Consider the following 18,201-nt stretch of genomic DNA (forward strand, 5'->3'; position numbering starts at 1 on the left):
GAACTTGTTATGGCTGCGATGCATAGGAGGTTTGCGATTCTTCCATTCATGCGGTTTCTCCTTGGGAAGCGTGGATTGGCGATCGGTAGCGCGAGAGCCGTGGGGCAGCCCCGCGTTGCGCCCTTGCCCGCGGTCCGAACGCGCCGGTCGCAAGCACGGGGTCGAATTTATTTGGGGAAAAGCAGCGTGACCGTGAAGCGTCCGCCCCACCCTCTGGGCCCGTTGTCGGCGGACTCTGCCCAATAACGCAAACCGACCTGAAAGCTGATGGGCTGATCGCCCACTTTGGTCACTTTGGATACCTGGAGGTTGATCGGCACCGCCCATTCGGACTTCTTCCAGTCATAGGTCGACTCGGTGTTGAGCGCGTACGTGATGGCGTCCGGCGTGGTGTATGCCAGGAACGGCTGTAGGAACGTGGACGACACGCCGGGGCGGGAAGACTGCCCCGCATACGACCAGATGTGATTGCCCAGCCCGCCATAGGTCCACGGGCCGTCCTGCTGCAACACCACGCCGGTTGGCCCGGCGCCCCATTTCTTGCTGCCCAGTAGTTTGTCGGTGGCCGTGGGCAACAATAACGCGGGTCCCACCCCCCAGATGGTGCCCGAGGCCGTCGGCTTGGAGGGAGACAGGAAGAAGCTCTGAACGGTATCGCCCAGGCCGCTCTGGCTGGACCCATCGCCGGCCACGTCGCTCTGCCAAACCACCGGCAGAATCGTTCGCGAAATCAGGTTCCAATCTTCGTTCAGCGTGATCGGAACCACCGGCTGAATATTCACGGTATTGCGGTGGCCGTTACCGCCAGGCCCCATGCCGCGATCGTAGTTGTATTGGAACGGAACGCTGATCAACGCGGCGACGGGATTGCTAAGCTGCTTGGCAAGCTCCTGGCTATCAGCGGCAAGTGCCGTGCCCGTTCCCGTGCCCAACGTCAACGCCGCCGCAAGTATTGCCCGACGCTTAAACGAAACGTGCGCGCGCTGCCGTCGGGCATGAATAACTGTCCAACAAAACATGAAAACTCCCCGAGGTCCGGCCCGATTCAGGCATAGGTTCTATGGAATTAATTCGTGCAAAGCGTCTTCAACTCTAAAGGGATCGAGCGGCGACGTAAACGGAATTTGGCCGATGCGTTGTCGCTCGGCTGACAGGATCGGGGAGGTCCTGGCGGCAAATTCCTCGCAGCCGCACACGCCACGCACAGGCTCAAGGCTTTTCGAATTCGTATATCCGTTTCCACTCCGTCTTCATGTCAACCACCGTCCATCCGCTGCGCTGGGCTTCGTCCAGCGCGCGGTCCAGGCGTCCAATGCTGGAGTCCCTGTCGTAGGCCCATTCGCGTTGTGCGTCGGTATGGTGGACGATGCCGGCAAAGCGTTTGCCCGCGCCGGCGGTGGTCCACTGCAACATCTGCAGGTCGCCATCGGAGTTACCGAAGGCCAGTAGCGGGCGGCGGCCGATGTAGCGTTGGATGGCTACCGGCTTGCCCGGGCCGTCGTCGTTGAACTCAAGCTTGCCTTGACGCCACAGCACGGGCTTATCGCCGCGCATCTCGAAGGTGGTGGCAAAGCCGCTGCCGATGACTTGCTCTGGCGGCACGCCGTAGGCGGCCTGCGCCCAAGGACGCATGAACTCGGTTTCGCCGCCCGACACGATGTAAGTCTTGAAGCCGTTTGCGCGCAGATATGTCAGCAGTTCGCGCATCGGCAGGAACGTCATCGAGGTATAGGGCTGGTCAAAGCGCGGATGCCGCGCCGTTGCCGTCCACTGCGTTACGCTTTTCGTGAAGTCATCCACCGACATGCTGGTGTGCGTCGCCCCCACGATCTTCAACAGCCCCGCCTGCCCCGATTTGGCCAAGGCGGCTTTGTCGCCGTCAATCGCCGCCTTGAACGGCTGGCGCTTCGCCCACTCGGGGTGCGCGGGCGCCATTTCCTTGACGCGATCCAGCGCGAACAGCACCTCGAAATACAGCGGCTGCTCGGACCACAGCGTGCCATCGTTGTCGAACACCGCGATGCGTTCCTCGGCCGCGACAAAGTCCGGGCTGCCCGGTTGCGTCACGGCCTGCACGAAGTCCACGATAGCGGTGCGCGACGCCCCGTCGTTCCATGAAGGCAGATCGGCTTGCGGTGGCGACGCTTTCTGAGGCGATGCACATGCCGTCAACAGGGCGATGGTCGCCACCGCCAGCCATGTCGCCCAGCCCCGCCGTTTTTCAGTTGATTGCCTCATCGTTCGCGTCCTCGCGCATCTTGCGCAGTGGCTATTCGCCCTGCCTGGGCGGGTTCAATGCTTCGGGCACGCCATGCCAGGGCTTCGGCCAAAACCGGCCCCACCTTTCAGAAGTGCCCCGGCAAAGGTTCAACGGCTGGCGACGCGACCGGGTTGCTGTTGCGCCTGCTTCCACTGATCGACGGTCATCACCGTCCGAAAGCCCAGGTGCGACATCCCGTTCATGGGGTCGTTGCCGCGGCGCGCGCTGGCGCGGTAGCTGATGCAGTAGGTATCGCTGCACAGAAAAGAGCCGCCGCGCGTGACGCGCTTGGGCGCGGAGGCCGGCACATTGCCGTCGTCGGGGTCGAAGCTGTCGGCGGGTCCGGCGGGATCTTGCGGTGGCTGCCGGTATTGCGCCTGGATGCGGAACGCATCGGCGCGATACCAGTCGGCCGTCCACTGCCAGACGTTCCCCGCCATGTCATAAAGGCCGTATGCGTTCGGAGGGAACGAGCCCACGGGGGTCGTGCCGACCTGAATCTTTTCATCCTTGACGACGGGAAACGGCTGCGGTTGCTGCGTGTCCCAGATGTTGGCCATGGGTTTGCCATTAGGGCTCAGTTCATTGCCCCAGGCATAGGTGGCCTGCTCCAGGCCACCGCGCGCGGCAAACTCCCATTCCGCCTCGGTGGGCAGGCGCTTGCCGGCCCACTTGGCATACGCCAGCGCATCCTCGTACGACACCTGGACCACCGGGTGGTCGTCCTTGCCGTCGATGTTGCTGCCCGGGCCTTGCGGTTGGCGCCAGCTGGCGCCGGGCACAAAGCGCCACCAGCGGCTGTAGTCGCGCAACGACACTTCGGCTTCGGTTCCCACAAACACCATGGCGCCGGGCACAAGCTGGCTGTCGTCGGGACGCGGCGTGCCCGGGGGCAACTGGACTTTCAGGTCTTCCCATTTGGGCTTTTGCTCGGCCGTCGTCACGTAGCCGGTGGCCTGGACGAATCGGCGAAATTCCGCATTGGTGACGTCATGCGTGTCCATCCAGAAGCCGCTTACCCGAACGCTATGCGGGGGCAGTTCGTTCGGTTGCGACAGCTTGTGGTTGTTGCCCATGAGAAATTGAGCGGGCGGAATCCAGGCCATGCCGGCCGGCCCCTGCTTGCCGTCGCCCAGCGTGGCAACCACAGCCGCCGGCTTCGGTGTGAAGTCTACGCCCGCGATATAGGCGCCCAGCGCACTGGCGCCCAGGAGGACGCCGGCTATCGTCAATCCGACTTTCAGTTGCGGCTTCACGTGTCCTCCGTACTGCTATGGATACGAAACACTGGCGCGGAATTGTTCAATATTCCATTATCTTTTGCCGGATGTCGAGAATTTCACCAAAGGGAAAACACCAGACGAGTGATACAAAAAGTGAGCGCTGCCCTCTATAAACCAGAATGACTACAACAGAGTGAATAGCAGTTTTGACAGTGTGCTTTTCAGCGGCCATTGCATCGAGATCAGCAGCAACATCGGCAATGCCGCGGGCGCCAGAATCTTTATCAAGACGGACTTATTAACGATTGCCCCCCGCATTGCCGCAACCGCCTGGTAAATGGCCTGCACGTCAGCCACCGGCCCAAGCTCAGGCGCATTCAGCATGGGATAGTCGGGCACGTCTTTCTTCTCGATCCATTTTTCGTGAACCGCCCGCCCGTGCTGGGTCACAAACGCGCCGTAGTCCAGAAGCGCCTGTCTTTTGACGCGCAGCAACAAGGGCGTGAACACCAGCAGCGGCGCAAGGCCGATAAGGGTCAGCACCACCAGCAACGCTGCAATCTGACCGTAAAGCGAGGGAACCGTCACGCCGTGATAAAGGACTTCGTGCGCCCAGACTCCCCCAACGACCGCTGAGACGGACAGCAGAAAGGGGCCATAGACCACCGGTAGCCGAGTCAGGAACCCCAGGCCGCCCAAGCGATCGGGGTGGCTGGGAACCAATTTCAATGGCAGGGCCGCGATCCTGTACAGAAGCAAGCCCAGCAGCATCAGCCGCCAGACCCAGGCAAGCAACAAGATCGAGAAAATAGGCCGCGTCACCAGCAACAGCCACCAGACGCCAAAATTCAGGCTTGGACTGCCCGAGTCCGCCCAGCGGATTTCGTCGCCGTTGGGCGCGACAAACAGCACGGCCACCCAGGTTGCGACAAACACCGCGATGACGATCCAGGGCGAAATTCGGTTGCGCAAATTCAGCACGCTGAGAAGGACGCGATCAAATCGAGCGGCCAGTTCACCATCCACAAGTCCGGACTGTTTGAATTCGCGCAAACCCACAGGAATAAGTTTTTGGGCGATCCCTTCGGACAGCACCAGCAAAGGGATGGCGACCAGGCAGCGCACGTGGATGCCGATGTGGCCAAGCAAGGGCTCGTTATTGCCCAGGGGCTCGATGGCGGTGCCCGCACGCCAGGCCGCGATCACCAGCGGAAGCCACGCGATCAGTGCATAGGCCACGGCGCGCCGCATGAAGCCATCGCCGCTGGCGGGGATCAAGCCCAATCTGCGCTGAAGGCGATAGAAAACGTCGTCACGCACAAGCGAAAACCGATCCACCGCGCCGGCCGCCTCCCGCTGATCCACTTGCTGCCGATCCATTCCGACTCCCGTAAAACACTGACTGCGGCGTCGACCCGTAAAACGCGTCGTTGATTACCGCAACGTTCGGCCCTGCGAGGAAAAATGAATCGCCCAAATTCTGACCCAGGCGTCGCACGAATATCGCACGCGCGCCGTCGGCTTTGCAAGGCGCGGATACACACGCCCGCGTCTCGTCGCATATAAAAATTTTGTTTTTTTTGGGGATTTTTTTGTGTAGGCTAGGCCGCTGAATTCCGAAGTTGCGTGACTTTGCTGCCCGACAGAACCCCGTGTTGTACGCCGGTTCGCCCATTTGAACGCATGGAGAAGTCGTCATCATGAAGCTCACTAGCACTGCGAATGCCCCCTCGTTGATCCATTACCCCCCCAAGAAACAAATAAAGGGCAGTCGCCTGGCTTCAGCCGCGTTGGCGACATTATTTCTTGCCACCTCTACCTCTGCCTGGACGCAACAGGCGCCAAAGCCAGCCGAAGACGCAACCAAACAAGCCAATGCCGCGCTTCTGAAAGCGCTGCCATTTTCGGACAAGACGTCTTTTGAATTGGCGCACAAAGGCTTCATCGCCCCGCTGCCCGAGGCCATCATCAAAGGTGCCCAGGGCAATGTGGTGTGGGACCCCACCAAGTACAACTTCATCAAGGAAGGCTCGGACGCGCCCGATACCGTCAACCCCAGCCTGTGGAGGCAGTCGCAGCTGCTGAATATTTCGGGCCTGTTCCAGGTGACGGACGGCATCTACCAGGTGCGCAACCTGGACCTGTCCAACATGACTATCGTGGAAGGCAAGGACGGGCTGACGATCATGGACCCGTTGATTTCGACCGAGACGGCCAAGGCGGCGTTGGACCTGTACTACCAGCATCGCCCGAAAAAGCCCGTGGTCGCGGTGATCTACACCCACAGCCACGTCGACCACTATGGCGGCGTGCGCGGCGTTGTGGACGAAGCCGACGTGAAGTCGGGCAAGGTCAAGATCTATGCCCCGCTGGGCTTTCTGGAACATGCCGTGGCCGAGAACGTGATGGCCGGCACCGCCATGAGCCGGCGCGCTAGCTACATGTATGGCAACCTGCTGCCGCCCAGCGCAACGGGGCAAGTGGGCGCGGGCCTGGGCACCACCACGTCGGCGGGTACGGTGACCTTGATTCCGCCCACGGACATCATCGAAAAAACGGGCGAAACGCGCACCATCGACGGCCTGACGTATCAGTTTCTGTACGCCCCGGGCAGCGAGGCGCCCGCCGAAATGCTGTATTACATCAAGGAAAAAAAGGCGCTGAATACGGCCGAGGATTCCACCCACACTTTGCACAACACCTATTCGCTGCGCGGCGCCAAGATTCGTGACCCGCTGGCGTGGTCCAAGTACCTGAACGAAGCCTTGGCCCTGTGGGGCGACGACGTCGAAGTCATGTACGCCATGCACCACTGGCCGGTGTGGGGCAAGAAAGAGGTGCAGGAACAGTTGGCCACGCAGCGCGACATGTACCGGTACATCAACGATGAAACCTTGCGGCTGGCCAACATGGGCTACAACAAGGAAGAAATCGCCGAGCAGGTCAAGCTGCCCAAGGCTATCGCCGAGAAGTTCTCCAACCGGGGTTATTACGGCTCGTTGAACCACAACGTGCGCGCGACTTACGTGCTGTACCTGGGCTGGTTCAACGGCAACCCTGCCACGTTGCATACCCTGCCCATCGAAGAAGGCGCAAAGCGCTATGTCGACATGATGGGCGGCACGGACGCGCTGCTGAAGAAGGCCCGCGAGTATTACGCCAAGGGGGACTACCGCTGGGTGGCCGAGGTGGTGAACTACGCAGTGTTTGCCGACCCGAAAAACCAGGCGGCGCGCGACCTGCAGGCCGACGCCCTGGAACAGATGGGATATCAGGCAGAAAGCGGCCCGTGGCGCAACTTCTATCTGACCGGCGCCAAGGAGTTGCGCGAAGGCGTAAAGAAGCTGCCTGTGCCTGACACCGCCAGCCCCGATACCGTGCGCGCCATGACGCTGGACATGCTGTTCGACTATTTCGCGGTCCGCTTGAACCGTGACAAGGCCGCCGGCAAACATGTCGTGCTGAACGTGGACTTCACCGACACCAAGCAGCAGTACACGCTTGAGATGGTGAACAGCGTGCTCAACCACACGGAAGGCAAACTGGCCAAGGAACCCAGCGCCAGCGTGTCGCTGAGCCGGAACACGCTGAACGACATCATGCTCAAGCAGACCACGCTGAAGGACGCACTTGCCAAGGGTGACGTCAAGATCACGGGCGATCAGACGAAGCTGGACGATGTCTTCGGGTCGTTGGACGACTTCGAATTCTGGTTCAACATTGTGACGCCGTAAGTTCTGCCGCCACCGCGCGAAAGGGGCCGACGCGAATGCGTCGGCCTCTTTTGTTTTTGCCGCCCCTTTCGCACCCGCATCGCGCCCCGCCACGCATTGACAATGCTTGACTGTTGAACGCTGGCGACACAATGCGACACACTGTAATCTTTTCAAACACGTACGCGGTACGAGAGACCGGAACGCGATAGCCGGACCGGCCCGGCGCCTGCGCACGCCCCTATTCCACGGTCTTATCTTTCTATGCCTGCAACTCTGCTCGAATGGTCCGTGCCCGCGGCGATCCTGTTGTGCGCCATCGGACTGTGCGCCGCGCGCTTGGTAGGCTTGAACACCCTGCGATGGGGCTATGCGCTTGCCTGCCTGGGTACCGGTTACGCCGTCATGCTGGTGCAGGCCAATGCGCTTTCTCCTTATAAACAAGTCGTCGAGGACGCTTTCATTCTGGGAGGCGTCATTTTGGCCTGCCGCGCACTGCAAGCCCGCCATCGCACGCAAACCCCTTGCTACTTTGATATTGCAGTCCTGGCCGCTTCGACGGCAATGGTGCTGGTGTCGGTGGTGCTATTTGCCAGTGCGAAGCTGGAGACGTTTTTTGTCCAGGCCTGTTGCGCCCTTGTGATCTGGCGGACCGCGCTGTCTTTTGCCCGGCAGGTTGCAAGCACGTCGGACAAGGTCCTGGTCGCAGCGTTTCTGTTTATCGCGCTGGTGTTAACGGGACAGTGCATCTTGTACCTGGCCGCCACAACGCCGCTTCTGGCAGCGGGAGAATGGAGAACGTCCGTCTGGGGGACATTGATTCAATACACAGGGCTACTTGGAAGCATCGTCCTGACCTTCGCGGTGTTTATCGCAACCAGTCGCGATGCCATAGACAAATATCGCCGCCAGGCACACACCGACGCGTTGACCGGGCTGCTGAACCGACAGGGACTCGGCAGCTTTCTTGCCCCCGATTCCGGCCGCCCCTGCTCGGACGGCGCAACGTCGACCGCGCTGATCATGGCCGACATCGATAATTTCAAACGCATCAACGATGTGTTCGGCCATCCATTTGGCGACATGGTACTGGCGCGCTTTGGCGCCCTGCTGCGCCGCGCGGAAAACGCCCGCACGTGCGCGGCTCGCTTGGGAGGCGAAGAATTCCTGTTGATGCTGCCGGCCGAAAATCTGGAAAGCGCGACGGCAATCGCCGAGCGAATCCGCGCGGATTTCGTCGCGCAGCGCTGGGCGCCGCACGCCCCTGACTCGCGCTTTACGGCCAGCATGGGAGTGACCCTGTTGCAAGCGGAAGAACCGTTTTCCAGCGCGTTGAAGCGCGCGGACGACTTGCTCTACGCGGCCAAACGACGAGGACGAAACTGCACGGTTTCAAGTGATGCACCCGGCGCCACCGCATATGCCCGATCCCCGTTCGGCAACAGGGTTCGCAGGCAAAGTCCCGCGCGTGAACATGAGTCTCGCAGCGCCCGCCGTGGGTAATCACCTATTAAGAAAGACAGCCCGCGTGCCGTATTGCCAGTGTGTCTTTGCCATCCACCTTGGGGAGAAGTTATCTTGGTCGACAAGAATTGCAATGTCGCGGGGCGGTCAAAATGGATCATCCTGTTCGCATGCGCGGCTAACTTCGGAAACCCCACGTACGCGCAGTCGGTGATCGGTACCGGTGACGTGGTACCCGGCGCGGTCCAGACGCCGGATTGGGCGGTCGGCGCCGATCTATCTGTTGGCGATTCCCTTGCCGGGGACTTGACTATCCGCGATGGCGGCACCGTTCAAAACAATGCGGCCTTCGTCGGCAACTTTAATGGCGGCGTGGGCACCGTGACCGTGACAGGCAGCAACGGCAGCGGCATCGCATCCGCCTGGACCAGCCTGGACGATGTCTATATCGGCACCCGGACCGGCAGCACCGGCACATTGAATATTCTGAACGGCGGCACGGCGCAAGGCGCTGCCGGCACCATTGGCTGGGAGAGCGGCAGCATCGGCACCGTGCTCGTTTCGGGCCGGGACTCTACCTGGAATCTGTCAGCAACCCGCCCGTTCGTCATCGGCGAGGACGGCAAGGGCACGTTGCGCATCGACGACGGCGGCACCGTGCATAGCGGCCAAGGGACGATCGGTTGGAACGCCGGCAGCGAAGGCAGCGTGACGGTGTCCGGCAAGGGATCCGTCTGGGACCCTGTCAACAATATCTACGTGGGCTTGGACGGCGTTGGCGAACTGAACGTGCTGGAGGGCGCCGCCGTGCGCACCGTGGGATCGTCTCCGCCCGGCGCCGCCGCAACGGTTTACATCGGCACGAGAGCAGGCGCCGCTGGCACCGTGACCGTCTCAAGCACAACGGCCGATGTCTCGACGCTGAGCGCAAGCGACCGTATCGAAATCGGTTCGGCAGGCACGGGAACAATGACCATCGCCAAGGGCGGGCTGGCAGTCGCCAACAGCGACACGTGGCTGACCGTCGCCAACACCGCAACCGGTACGCTGAACCTCATCGGCGATGCCAGCGGCCGCGGCGTGCTTGAGACCGGGTCGGTCATCAAGGGTGCGGGCGACGCCACGTTCAACCTGGATGGCGGCGTCCTGCGCGCCAAGCGCGACAAGGCCAACTTCCTGAACGGTTTCCTGACGCAGGCAATCGGAAGCGAAGGCGCCTCGTTCGATACCAACGGCTACGAGGTCGGCGTGATGACCGCGTTTTCGGGAACGTCCACGCTGAACAAGCTGGGAGCGGGCAGGCTTACGCTGTCCGGCGATAGCAGCGCCTTCACGGGCACCACCGATGTCCGGGCCGGCACGCTGCAAGTCGATGGCGTGCTGGGCGGCCCGGTGAACGTTCTGCCGGCGGCACGGCTGACCGGCACGGGACGCGTGGGCGCGACGGCCAACCAGGGCACTATCGCTCCAGGACCGCGCAGCGGCTTCGGCGTCCTGACGATTGCCGGTAACTACACGGCGCAAGGCGGCAACCTGGAGGTACGCACCCAACTCGGCGGCGACGGTTCACCCACCGATAAGTTGGTGGTGACGGGCGACACGGCGGGCGCCACACCGGTCACTGTCACGAACATGGGAGGCACCGGCGCGCTGACCCAACGGGGCATCCAGGTCGTGCAGGTCAACGGAATTTCGGCGGGTCAGTTCAACCTGGCTAATGGCGACTACGTCATCCAGGGGCGCCCTGCTCTGGTCGCCGGCGCCTATGGCTACGTGCTTCAACAGGACTCGGCCGACGGCGGCTGGTATCTGCGATCGTCCCTGACCGATCCCGGCACATCACCCATCGGCCCTGGCACCCCCGCCACCGCTCCCGGTACGCCACCGCTCGGCGGCGGATCGCCGGGCACCGCGACGCCTCTGCTTTATCAGCCCGGCGTACCCGTCTATGAAGCCTACGCGAGTACCCTGCTTAACCTGAGCCGGATGCCCACCCTGCGCCAACGCGTCGGCAATCGTCTTTACGACTCGGCGGACGTGGGCCGCAATGGCGTCTGGAGCCGCGTGGAAAGTACGACCAGCAGGCTCAAGCCTTCCACGTCCACCACCGGCGCACGCCAGGACATCGATAGCTGGAAGGCGCAATTCGGGGTCGACCGTGTTCTGGCCGGGCAGGAACAGGGCGCGCGCTTGGTGGGCGGCATTGCGTTCAACTACGGCAAGGCCGACACGCACATCTCGTCGGCGTATGGCAACGGCACCATCGACACCACCGCCTATGGGCTGACGCCAACCTTGACCTGGTACGGCAAGGACGGCTTCTATGTCGACGCCCAGGCCCAGGCCACCTGGTTCGACAGCGACCTGAATTCGCGGCTGGCCGGCAAACTGAAGGGCGGCAACAAGGCCAACAGCTACGGGCTGGGTGTGGAAGCGGGCAAGGCATTCCAGCTAAACGAGCGCCTGGCCCTGATTCCGCAGGCGCAGCTGACGTACGCATCGACCCGTTTCGACAGCTTCAATGACAAATTCGGCGCGCACGTTGAAAGCGACAAAGGCGACAGCCTGCTGGCCCGCCTTGGTGTGGCGCTGGACTACAAAAGCAATTGGCAAACGGGTGGCGTGAACCGGGAATCCAGCGTCTATGGCGTCGTCAACGTCAAACACGAACTGCTGGATGGCACCCGTGTGCGCGTGGCGGGCGTGCCCGCGTCCAACCGCATGGCGCGGACCTGGGGCGGCCTGGGCGCCGGCGCAAACTACGGTTGGGGCGATCGCTATGCGATCTACGGCCAGGTTGACGCCGACGCGGACTTCTCGGGCAGCTACATCGTCACCGCGACCGCGGGTTTCAGAATGACGTTTTAGCGGTTTCGACGCCCTGCCTGGCCATGCGCCGAAGCGCCTGCGGCGGTTGGCCGTAGACGCGCAGGAACGTGCGCCGCATGCGTTCCGTGTCGGTAAAACCCGCCCGCCGCGCCACGCTGTCGATGCTGTCGGCCCCCGCCTCAAGGTGCGCGCGCGCCGCCTCGGCCCGGATGCGCTCGACCGCCTTGGCGGGCGTCTCGCCCGTCTCTGCCTTGAAGCTGCGCAGGAACTGGCGCGGGCTGACGCAAGCCACCTCGGCCAGACGCTCCACGCTTAGCGCCGCGCCCAGGTTGTTGCGGATGTGCTCCAGCACCGCGCGCATGCGTTCGCTGTCGGGCGCCAGGTCCTGCAGCGCCGAGAACTGCGACTGTCCGCCCGAACGGCGGTGATAGACCACCATCTCGCGAGCCGTGGCGGCCGCCACGTCGGCACCCAGATCAGCTTCGACCATCGCCAACGCAAGGTCTATGCCGGCAGTGATGCCCGCCGAGGTCCAGGTGTCGCCGTCGCGCACGTAGATGCGGTCGGCGTCGACGCGCACGCCGGGATAGTCACGCGCCAGCGCGGCGGCGTAGCGCCAGTGGGTCGTGGCGCGCAGCCCGTCGAGCAGGCCCGCGGCCGCCAGCACAAGCGCCCCCGTGCAGACGCTGGCCAGGCGCCTGCCGGCCTGCCGCTGTTCGTGCAGATACCTGTGCAAGCCCGGGGTCACGGCCGCCGCGCGCGCGCCCTCACCGCCCGGCACCAGCAGCGTGCCGGCAGGCGCGTCGCGCCACGATTGCGTCATGACTTGCACGCCACAAGAACTGCGCACGGGTCCGCCGCGCTCGGACACGACGTGGACTGCATAGGCGGGACCCGCGGCGGTCCCGGCCTGCTTGCCGGCCGTCTGGAACACGGCGGCGGGGCCGGACATATCCAGCAATTGAAAGTCGGGCACCAACAGAAAGACGACGTCGTGAGGCATGGCGTTTTTTGTGGGAATTATGTCATTTGCGCCAAAGTGTGCGCCGATAAAGTGACGCCTGTCAAACCGCAACCGCTCCGTCCGATCCGCCGTTCTTTGCTCGGCACCCAGCCTCCTCATCATTGCCCTTCAATCCCGTCGCTCCCACCATGCCCCCATCCCCCTCGCTCACGATTGGTCGTCGCAATGCCCGCATTCTGGCCGTGTGCCAGGGCCTGTTCGTCGCGGCCATTTCCATTGACTTGACGCTGACCGCGCTGACCGGCCACATGCTGGCTCCCAACAAAGCGTTGTCGACCCTGCCCTTTGCGCTGATCACGGTAGCCGGGGCTTTGGTCACCTGGTTTGCATCACTGCTGATGCAGCGCATCGGCCGGCGCAACGGCTTCGCGTTGGGCGCCCTGGCCGGCGCGGCGGGCGGCGCGCTATCGGTGTGGGCGGTATTTCATGCCGACTTCTGGGTCTTTTGCGCCGGTACCGCGCTGGTCGGCGTGTTCCAGGCTTTTGCCCAGTACTACCGCCTGGCGGCGGCGGACGCGGTCGAGCCGGCCGCCAAGAGCCGCGCAATCTCGGTGGTGATGGCCGGCGGCGTCATCGCCGCCATTGCCGGCCCCGCACTGGCCGCCTGGAGCCGCGACCTGTTCGCGCCGGTCACCTTCGCCGGCGCCTACCTGATGGTGACCCTGCTGGCGCTGCTGTCCGCCGCGCTGCTGTGGGGCGGCTATCGGGACGCCGAAGCGCCCGCCGCTGCCGGCGAGACACAGGCCGGCCTGCCGGCACGCCCGCTGCGCGAGGTGGCGCGCCAGCCCGTGTTCATCGCCGCGCTGGCCAACAACGTGGTCGGGTCCGTTTCGATGATGTTCATCATGACCGCCGCACCGCTGGCCGCCGTGGCATGCAGCCACAGCATCGGCGACGGCGCCAACATCATGCAATGGCACCTGGTCGGCATGTACGCGCCCGCCTTCTTTGCCGGCACGCTTATCCAACGCTTCGGCCTGCCCCGGGTGCTGGGCGCGGGCATGCTGCTGAACGGCGCGTGTTCCTTGATCGCAATGGCGTCTCCGGCGCTGCCCGCGTTCTATGCAGCGCTGTTCTGCCTGGGGGTGGGATGGAACTTCATGTTCGTCGGCGGCACCACGCTGCTAGCGCAATCCTACCGCCCGTCGGAACGCGCCCGCGCGCAAGGGGCCGCCGAGATGCTGCGCTATGCCGCGACCGCGTTGGCGACGTTGGCGGCCGGTCCGGCGCTGGATGCCTTCGGCTGGGAAGCGCTTAACGCGGCCATGCTGCCGGTGGTTCTGGCGGCGGGCGTGATGACGTGGTGGTGGGCGCGTGGGCAGGCGATGCCCCAAGCCTCAAGATGCGGGTGAACTGATCGCGCGCCCGACAGTTTCCACGTCTTTCCCATGCAGAACGCGGGTCAGCATTTCCATTGAGTACGGCTTTTGCATGACCGGAAACGGGGCGACTGCTTGCCCACTGATGGCCTCGCTGTATCCGCTGGCAAGCACGATCCGTATATCGGGCCATTGCGCCCGGATACGGCGCCCCAGCTCAACACCGTTCATGCCAGGAAGAACCACGTCCAGAATCGCGATGTCACAGGAACCGCTTTGCGCGGTCAGGTGCGACAGCGCGGCTTCCGCATCAAGGACCCAGGTCGCGTCCTGGCCCATGTCCTTCAACATCGTGTGCACCACATCGCCCACCATGCGATTGTCTTCGACCAGCAAGACGCGATTCCGAACCTGGGGATCGCGACACTGCTGATCGCTCTCATCGTGGGTTTTTGTCGTTGCCTCGAAGGCCGGCAGATAGAGCGTAAACGTGGTCCCCTGACCCACCTGGCTGTGGACGTCGACATCGCCGCCGGACTGCTGGACAAACCCTTGCACCTGGCTCAGGCCAAGACCCGAATTTTCGTGCTGGCCTTTAGTCGAGAAAAACGGTTCGAATATATGTTTGGCGACCTCGTCATCGATCCCGATGCCGGTGTCCTTGACCGCCACCGCAACCTGCGGCGCGTGCGCACTGGGACTGCGGCCCGGCGTCGGCGCGCGATCTGCCTGGCGCGCGGAAATGGTCAGGCGACCGCCCGCGGGCATCGCGTCCCGCGCGTTGATGACCAGATTCAACAGCGCCGATTCAAACTGTGCCGGGTCTGCATAGACGGTCGTGTTCCCCGGGCCCACCTCGTAGGACAAGGCGATAGATGACCCTACCGAGGCTTCAACCAGCTGTCGAAGCGACGACAGGCTGTCGCGCACGTCGAACACGTGCGGTTTAAGGGGCTGCTTTTTTCCATATGCCAAGAGCTGGCGCGTAAGTTGCGCCGCCTTCTCCGTCGTGTCGGAAATGATGCCGACATAACGCATCAAAGACGCCGGCATATCGCGTGATCTTTTCAGGAATTCGGCCGAGAACCGTATCGCCGTCAAAAAATTGTTGAAGTCATGGGCAACGCCGCCGGTCAGGCGTCCAATTGCTTCCATGCGATGCGCGTGATGCATGGCATCGCGCGCGGCCTGGAGTTCTTCGCGGTGCCTCTTCTGCTCGGTCACGTCGCGCGTGATCTTCGCGAAGCCCACGTGCCGCCCCTTGTCATCATGGACCGGATCGATGACGACGCTACACCAGAAGCGCGTCCCGTCTTTTCGCATCCGCCAGCCTTCCGCCTCGAAGCGCCCTTCCTTTCTGGCCGTCTCCAACGCACGTTCTGGCACCCCCGCGGCGCGGTCTTGCTCGGTATAAAACACCGAGAAGTGCTGACCGAGTATTTCGCCTTCTTTGTATCCCTTGAATCGCTCGGCGCCAGGGTTCCAACTGCTGACCCGCCCCTCTGCGTCAAGGAGATATATCGCGTAGTCCATCACGGCATCTACCAGAAGCCGATACCGGTCTTGTTCCGGAAAGTCTGCGGGTGACTGTTTCATGCTGATTCAAAATGGTCGTAAATTTGACGGCATTCCCGCGCGGGGCTGCCGTCTTGGCGCTGTAGTTTCGTGATCGTACGCGCTGACCGCCCGATCGAAAACGGGGACAACCCCGACGCCCATTTCAAAGCAATTCAAAGCCGCCTTATGACTTAGCCCTGTCGACCTGATACCCGACTTCAGCCCCGTGCCTGGGTCTGTCGATGATCTTTTATTACTGCCCGCCCTCATTGGCTTGAGCATCAAGCTCTTGCCGGCCGACGCGCGCAGTTCCCAGCGGCCCGAGCCGCGCGTATCGCGCTACGCCGTGGCGACGATGCCCGCATCGTGCAGGCGGCCGATGGCGCCACTGTCCAGGCCCAGCAGTTCGTGCAGCACCACATCGGTATGCGCTCCCAGGCACGGAGCGGGCGGGGTCGGGGTACGGTCAAGGCCTGCCACGCGGGCGGCGGCGCCGGCGCTCCAGTATTCTCCGATGCCCTCCGTGGACATGCGCTCAAAGACGGGATTGGCCGCGCCGATGCGCGGGTCGCGCTCCAGCAACTCGCCCACGGTGCTGTAGCGGCCCCAGCACACCTTGTGCTGCGTCAACGCGGCCTCGGCCTGCGCTGCGGTGCGTACCGCAAACCAAGGCTCTACCAGGCCGGCGATTGCGTCGCGGCCTTCGAAGCGCTGCGCCTCATCGCGAAAATCCAGACCCAGGCGGCTTTCGGCTGCGCTGATCGCATCGCCGATATCGCAGCATTGAACCAGCGCATTCCACTGACCGGCCGAGATGGCCGCCACCATGATGCGCACGCCATCCGCCGTCGGAAAATCACGTCCGAAGGCGCCGTACAGGTGATTGCCGATGGACGGGCGTTCCTGTTTCAGCAGTTCTGCCTCGGCCAGCACGCCCAGGTGCGACAACATCGAGAACGCGACGTCTGACAGCGCCAGCTTGATCTCGGCGCCGCTGCCCGTGGCCGTGCGACGGTTCAGCGCAGCCGTAATGGCGAATGCGGCCTGGTAGGCGCAGGCAATGTCCCAGGCGGGCAGCACGTGGTTGACCGGCCGGTCGATGGACCCGCCGCCCGTGACGGCGGGATAGCCGGTGGCGCAATTGACGGTGTAGTCCACGGCGGTGCTGCCATCGGCATTGCCCTGGATGGTGCAGCTGATCAGGTCCGCGCGCCGGGCCGCAAGCACGTCATGAGCCAGCCAGGGCGCGGCCACGTTCGTCAGCAATACGCCGGCTTGCGGGCCGGGCGCGGTGGCCAATGCCTGGATTAGTTCACGGCCTTCGGGCTTGCGCAGATTGATGGCGATGGATCGCTTGCCTTTGTTCAGCGCGGTCCAGTACAGGCTGCGGCCATTGCCGTCGGCCTGCGGCATGCGCGGCATTCGGCCGTAGTCGATGCCGCCGCCGATCATGTCCACGCGTATGACGTCGGCGCCGAATTGCGCCAGGGTCAGGCCGGCCAGCGGCGCGGCGATGAAGGCCGAGCTTTCGATGACGCGGACCCCGCCAAGGAAGGAATAGGTCATCGGGTCAGGCCCTCTCGAACACGGCCGCCATGCCCTGGCCGCCGCCTATGCACATGGTTTCGAGCCCATAGCGTTCGCCACGGCGCGACAGTTCGTGCAACAACGACGTCATGATGCGCACGCCGGTCGCGCCCACGGGGTGGCCCAGCGAAATGCCGGAGCCGTTCACATTGAAGCGGCCGGGGTCATTCCAGCCCCAGCCCTTGGCGCAGGCCAGCGCCTGGCACGCAAAGGCTTCGTTCAGTTCCACCAGGGCCATGTCGTCAAAGCCCAGGCCGTTGCGGGCAAACAGTTTCTGCACGGCAGGCACGGGCCCGATACCCATGTGCGAGGGCTCGCAACCGGCGGCCGCCCAGCTGTGCAAATAGCCGATGGGTTCAAGTCCCAGCGCTTCAAGCTTGTCTTCGGCCACGATCAGGCAGGCCGCCGCCGCGTCGTTCTGCTGGCAGGCGTTGCCGGCCGTCACGATGCCGTCTTTCATGATGGGCTTAAGGCGTGCCAGCTGTTCCAGCGTCAAGTCGCCGCGGATGCCTTCATCGCGCGATACCACGATGGGCTCGCCCTTGCGTTGTGGCACGCGCACCGGCACCACTTCGTTTTCGAATTTGCCGGATTCCCAGGCGGCCAAGGCGCGCTGGTGGCTGCGCAGCGCAAAGGCGTCGGCCTCTTCGCGCGTGATGGCGTAGTCGCGCGCCAGGTTCTCGGCGGTTTCTATCATGCCGCTGATCGTGCCGAAGCGCGACACAGGCTGCGAGCGTTCGCGGCCGCGTTCCAGCCGATCGTGAAAGCGCACTGTGCCCGCGCGCTTGCCCCAACGCATATCGGTGGTGTAGTACTCGACGTTGCTCATGCTTTCCACGCCGCCGGCCATGACCACGTCGGCCACACCGGTTTGCACCATCATCGCGGCGGTGGCGATGGCTTGCAGGCCGCTGCCGCAACGCCGGTCCAGCTGCATGCCTGCAACCTCGACGGGAAAGCCCGCTTGCAAGGCGACCCAGCGGCCCGTGCAGGGCACTTCGCCGTTGGCGTATGAATGCGCGAACACCACATCTTCAATGCGGGCCGGGTCCAGCCCGGTGCGTTCGATGATGGCTCGGGCAACGGTGGCGCCCAGCTCTTCCACGGGTACGGGGCGCAACGCGCCTCCGAATGCGCCGATGGGCGTGCGTAGGGGGGATACGATAGCGGCGCGTTTCATGCGGCCTCCTGGAGATGAGATCGAATCGGATCGAAGCAATGTCTG

Annotated in this window: 12 protein-coding genes and 1 pseudogene; 5 read left to right on the plus strand and 8 right to left on the minus strand. The window is 63.4% G+C overall.

Annotated features, from left to right (window positions below):
- Window positions 1-167: 167 nt before the first annotated feature.
- From KYT87_RS15790 to KYT87_RS15805, 4 genes are all read right to left on the minus strand, one after another.
- On the minus strand, window positions 168-932 hold the full coding sequence (locus KYT87_RS15790; protein ID WP_219990305.1) for a transporter: 765 nt from the start codon (window positions 930-932) through the stop codon (window positions 168-170).
- 277 nt (window positions 933-1,209) lie between these two features.
- Window positions 1,210-2,238: an HAD family phosphatase gene (locus KYT87_RS15795; RefSeq protein WP_219990306.1), complete on the minus strand. Its 1,029-nt coding sequence runs from the start codon at window positions 2,236-2,238 to the stop codon at window positions 1,210-1,212.
- Window positions 2,239-2,367: 129 nt separating this feature from the next.
- The gene (locus KYT87_RS15800) at window positions 2,368-3,516 is read right to left on the minus strand and encodes a formylglycine-generating enzyme family protein (RefSeq protein ID WP_219990307.1); all 1,149 of its coding nucleotides are present in this window, start codon (window positions 3,514-3,516) and stop codon (window positions 2,368-2,370) included.
- Between the two features lie 150 nt (window positions 3,517-3,666).
- Complete coding sequence (locus KYT87_RS15805; protein WP_219990308.1) at window positions 3,667-4,863, minus strand: hypothetical protein; 1,197 nt, start codon at window positions 4,861-4,863, stop codon at window positions 3,667-3,669.
- Between the two features lie 320 nt (window positions 4,864-5,183).
- On the opposite strand from KYT87_RS15805, the gene KYT87_RS15810 reads away from it, so the two are divergent.
- The 3 genes from KYT87_RS15810 to KYT87_RS15820 all read left to right on the plus strand — a co-directional run bounded on the left by KYT87_RS15810 (window position 5,184) and on the right by KYT87_RS15820 (window position 11,528).
- Window positions 5,184-7,217 (plus strand): alkyl/aryl-sulfatase, encoded by a 2,034-nt coding sequence (locus KYT87_RS15810; RefSeq protein ID WP_255593186.1) that lies wholly within the window; start codon window positions 5,184-5,186, stop codon window positions 7,215-7,217.
- A gap of 243 nt (window positions 7,218-7,460) precedes the next feature.
- Entirely contained in the window at window positions 7,461-8,699 is a 1,239-nt protein-coding gene (locus KYT87_RS15815) for a GGDEF domain-containing protein (protein WP_219990309.1), read from the plus strand.
- Window positions 8,700-8,774: 75 nt separating this feature from the next.
- On the plus strand, window positions 8,775-11,528 hold the full coding sequence (locus KYT87_RS15820) for an autotransporter outer membrane beta-barrel domain-containing protein (protein ID WP_219990310.1): 2,754 nt from the start codon (window positions 8,775-8,777) through the stop codon (window positions 11,526-11,528).
- On the opposite strand, the gene KYT87_RS15825 is transcribed toward KYT87_RS15820, so the two are convergent.
- Window positions 11,512-12,492 carry a GlxA family transcriptional regulator gene (locus KYT87_RS15825; protein WP_219990311.1) on the minus strand — a complete coding sequence of 327 codons (981 nt, stop codon included), beginning with the start codon at window positions 12,490-12,492 and terminating at the stop codon, window positions 11,512-11,514. The genes KYT87_RS15820 and KYT87_RS15825 overlap by 17 nt on opposite strands.
- Window positions 12,493-12,641: 149 nt before the next feature.
- Between KYT87_RS15825 and KYT87_RS15830 the strand changes: the two genes are divergently transcribed.
- Complete coding sequence (locus KYT87_RS15830) at window positions 12,642-13,865, plus strand: MFS transporter (protein WP_219990312.1); 1,224 nt, start codon at window positions 12,642-12,644, stop codon at window positions 13,863-13,865.
- Here KYT87_RS15830 and KYT87_RS15835 read toward each other — a convergent pair.
- Window positions 13,851-15,428: a PAS domain-containing sensor histidine kinase gene (locus tag KYT87_RS15835; RefSeq protein WP_120155990.1), complete on the minus strand. Its 1,578-nt coding sequence runs from the start codon at window positions 15,426-15,428 to the stop codon at window positions 13,851-13,853. The two genes, KYT87_RS15830 and KYT87_RS15835, sit on opposite strands and share 15 nt — an antisense overlap.
- Window positions 15,429-15,579: 151 nt before the next feature.
- On the opposite strand from KYT87_RS15835, the pseudogene KYT87_RS15840 reads away from it, so the two are divergent.
- Window positions 15,580-15,708: pseudogene (locus KYT87_RS15840) on the plus strand (DUF1232 domain-containing protein); the annotation flags it as partial.
- A gap of 20 nt (window positions 15,709-15,728) precedes the next feature.
- Here KYT87_RS15840 and KYT87_RS15845 read toward each other — a convergent pair.
- A complete protein-coding gene (locus KYT87_RS15845) occupies window positions 15,729-16,955 on the minus strand; it encodes a CoA transferase (RefSeq protein WP_219990313.1) in 1,227 nt (408 codons plus the stop codon).
- Window positions 16,956-16,959: 4 nt separating this feature from the next.
- On the minus strand, window positions 16,960-18,156 hold the full coding sequence (locus KYT87_RS15850; protein WP_219990314.1) for an acetyl-CoA C-acetyltransferase: 1,197 nt from the start codon (window positions 18,154-18,156) through the stop codon (window positions 16,960-16,962).
- Window positions 18,157-18,201: the final 45 nt, after the last annotated feature.

Source organism: Achromobacter sp. ES-001 (assembly GCF_019448355.1).
GTDB classification, from domain to species: Bacteria; Pseudomonadota; Gammaproteobacteria; order Burkholderiales; family Burkholderiaceae_B; genus Achromobacter; species Achromobacter spanius_B.

Bases quoted from the DNA above. Each gene is read 5' to 3' on its own strand.
- KYT87_RS15795 (WP_219990306.1), bottom strand. From the start codon at position 2,238: ATGAGGCAATCAACTGAAAAACGGCGGGGCTGGGCGACATGGCTGGCG.
- KYT87_RS15805 (WP_219990308.1), bottom strand. From the start codon at position 4,863: ATGGATCGGCAGCAAGTGGATCAGCGGGAGGCGGCCGGCGCGGTGGAT.
- KYT87_RS15810 (WP_255593186.1), top strand. From the start codon at position 5,184: ATGAAGCTCACTAGCACTGCGAATGCCCCCTCGTTGATCCATTACCCC.
- KYT87_RS15815 (WP_219990309.1), top strand. From the start codon at position 7,461: ATGCCTGCAACTCTGCTCGAATGGTCCGTGCCCGCGGCGATCCTGTTG.
- KYT87_RS15825 (WP_219990311.1), bottom strand. From the start codon at position 12,492: ATGCCTCACGACGTCGTCTTTCTGTTGGTGCCCGACTTTCAATTGCTG.
- KYT87_RS15830 (WP_219990312.1), top strand. From the start codon at position 12,642: ATGCCCCCATCCCCCTCGCTCACGATTGGTCGTCGCAATGCCCGCATT.
- KYT87_RS15835 (WP_120155990.1), bottom strand. From the start codon at position 15,428: ATGAAACAGTCACCCGCAGACTTTCCGGAACAAGACCGGTATCGGCTT.
- KYT87_RS15845 (WP_219990313.1), bottom strand. From the start codon at position 16,955: ATGACCTATTCCTTCCTTGGCGGGGTCCGCGTCATCGAAAGCTCGGCC.
- KYT87_RS15850 (WP_219990314.1), bottom strand. From the start codon at position 18,156: ATGAAACGCGCCGCTATCGTATCCCCCCTACGCACGCCCATCGGCGCA.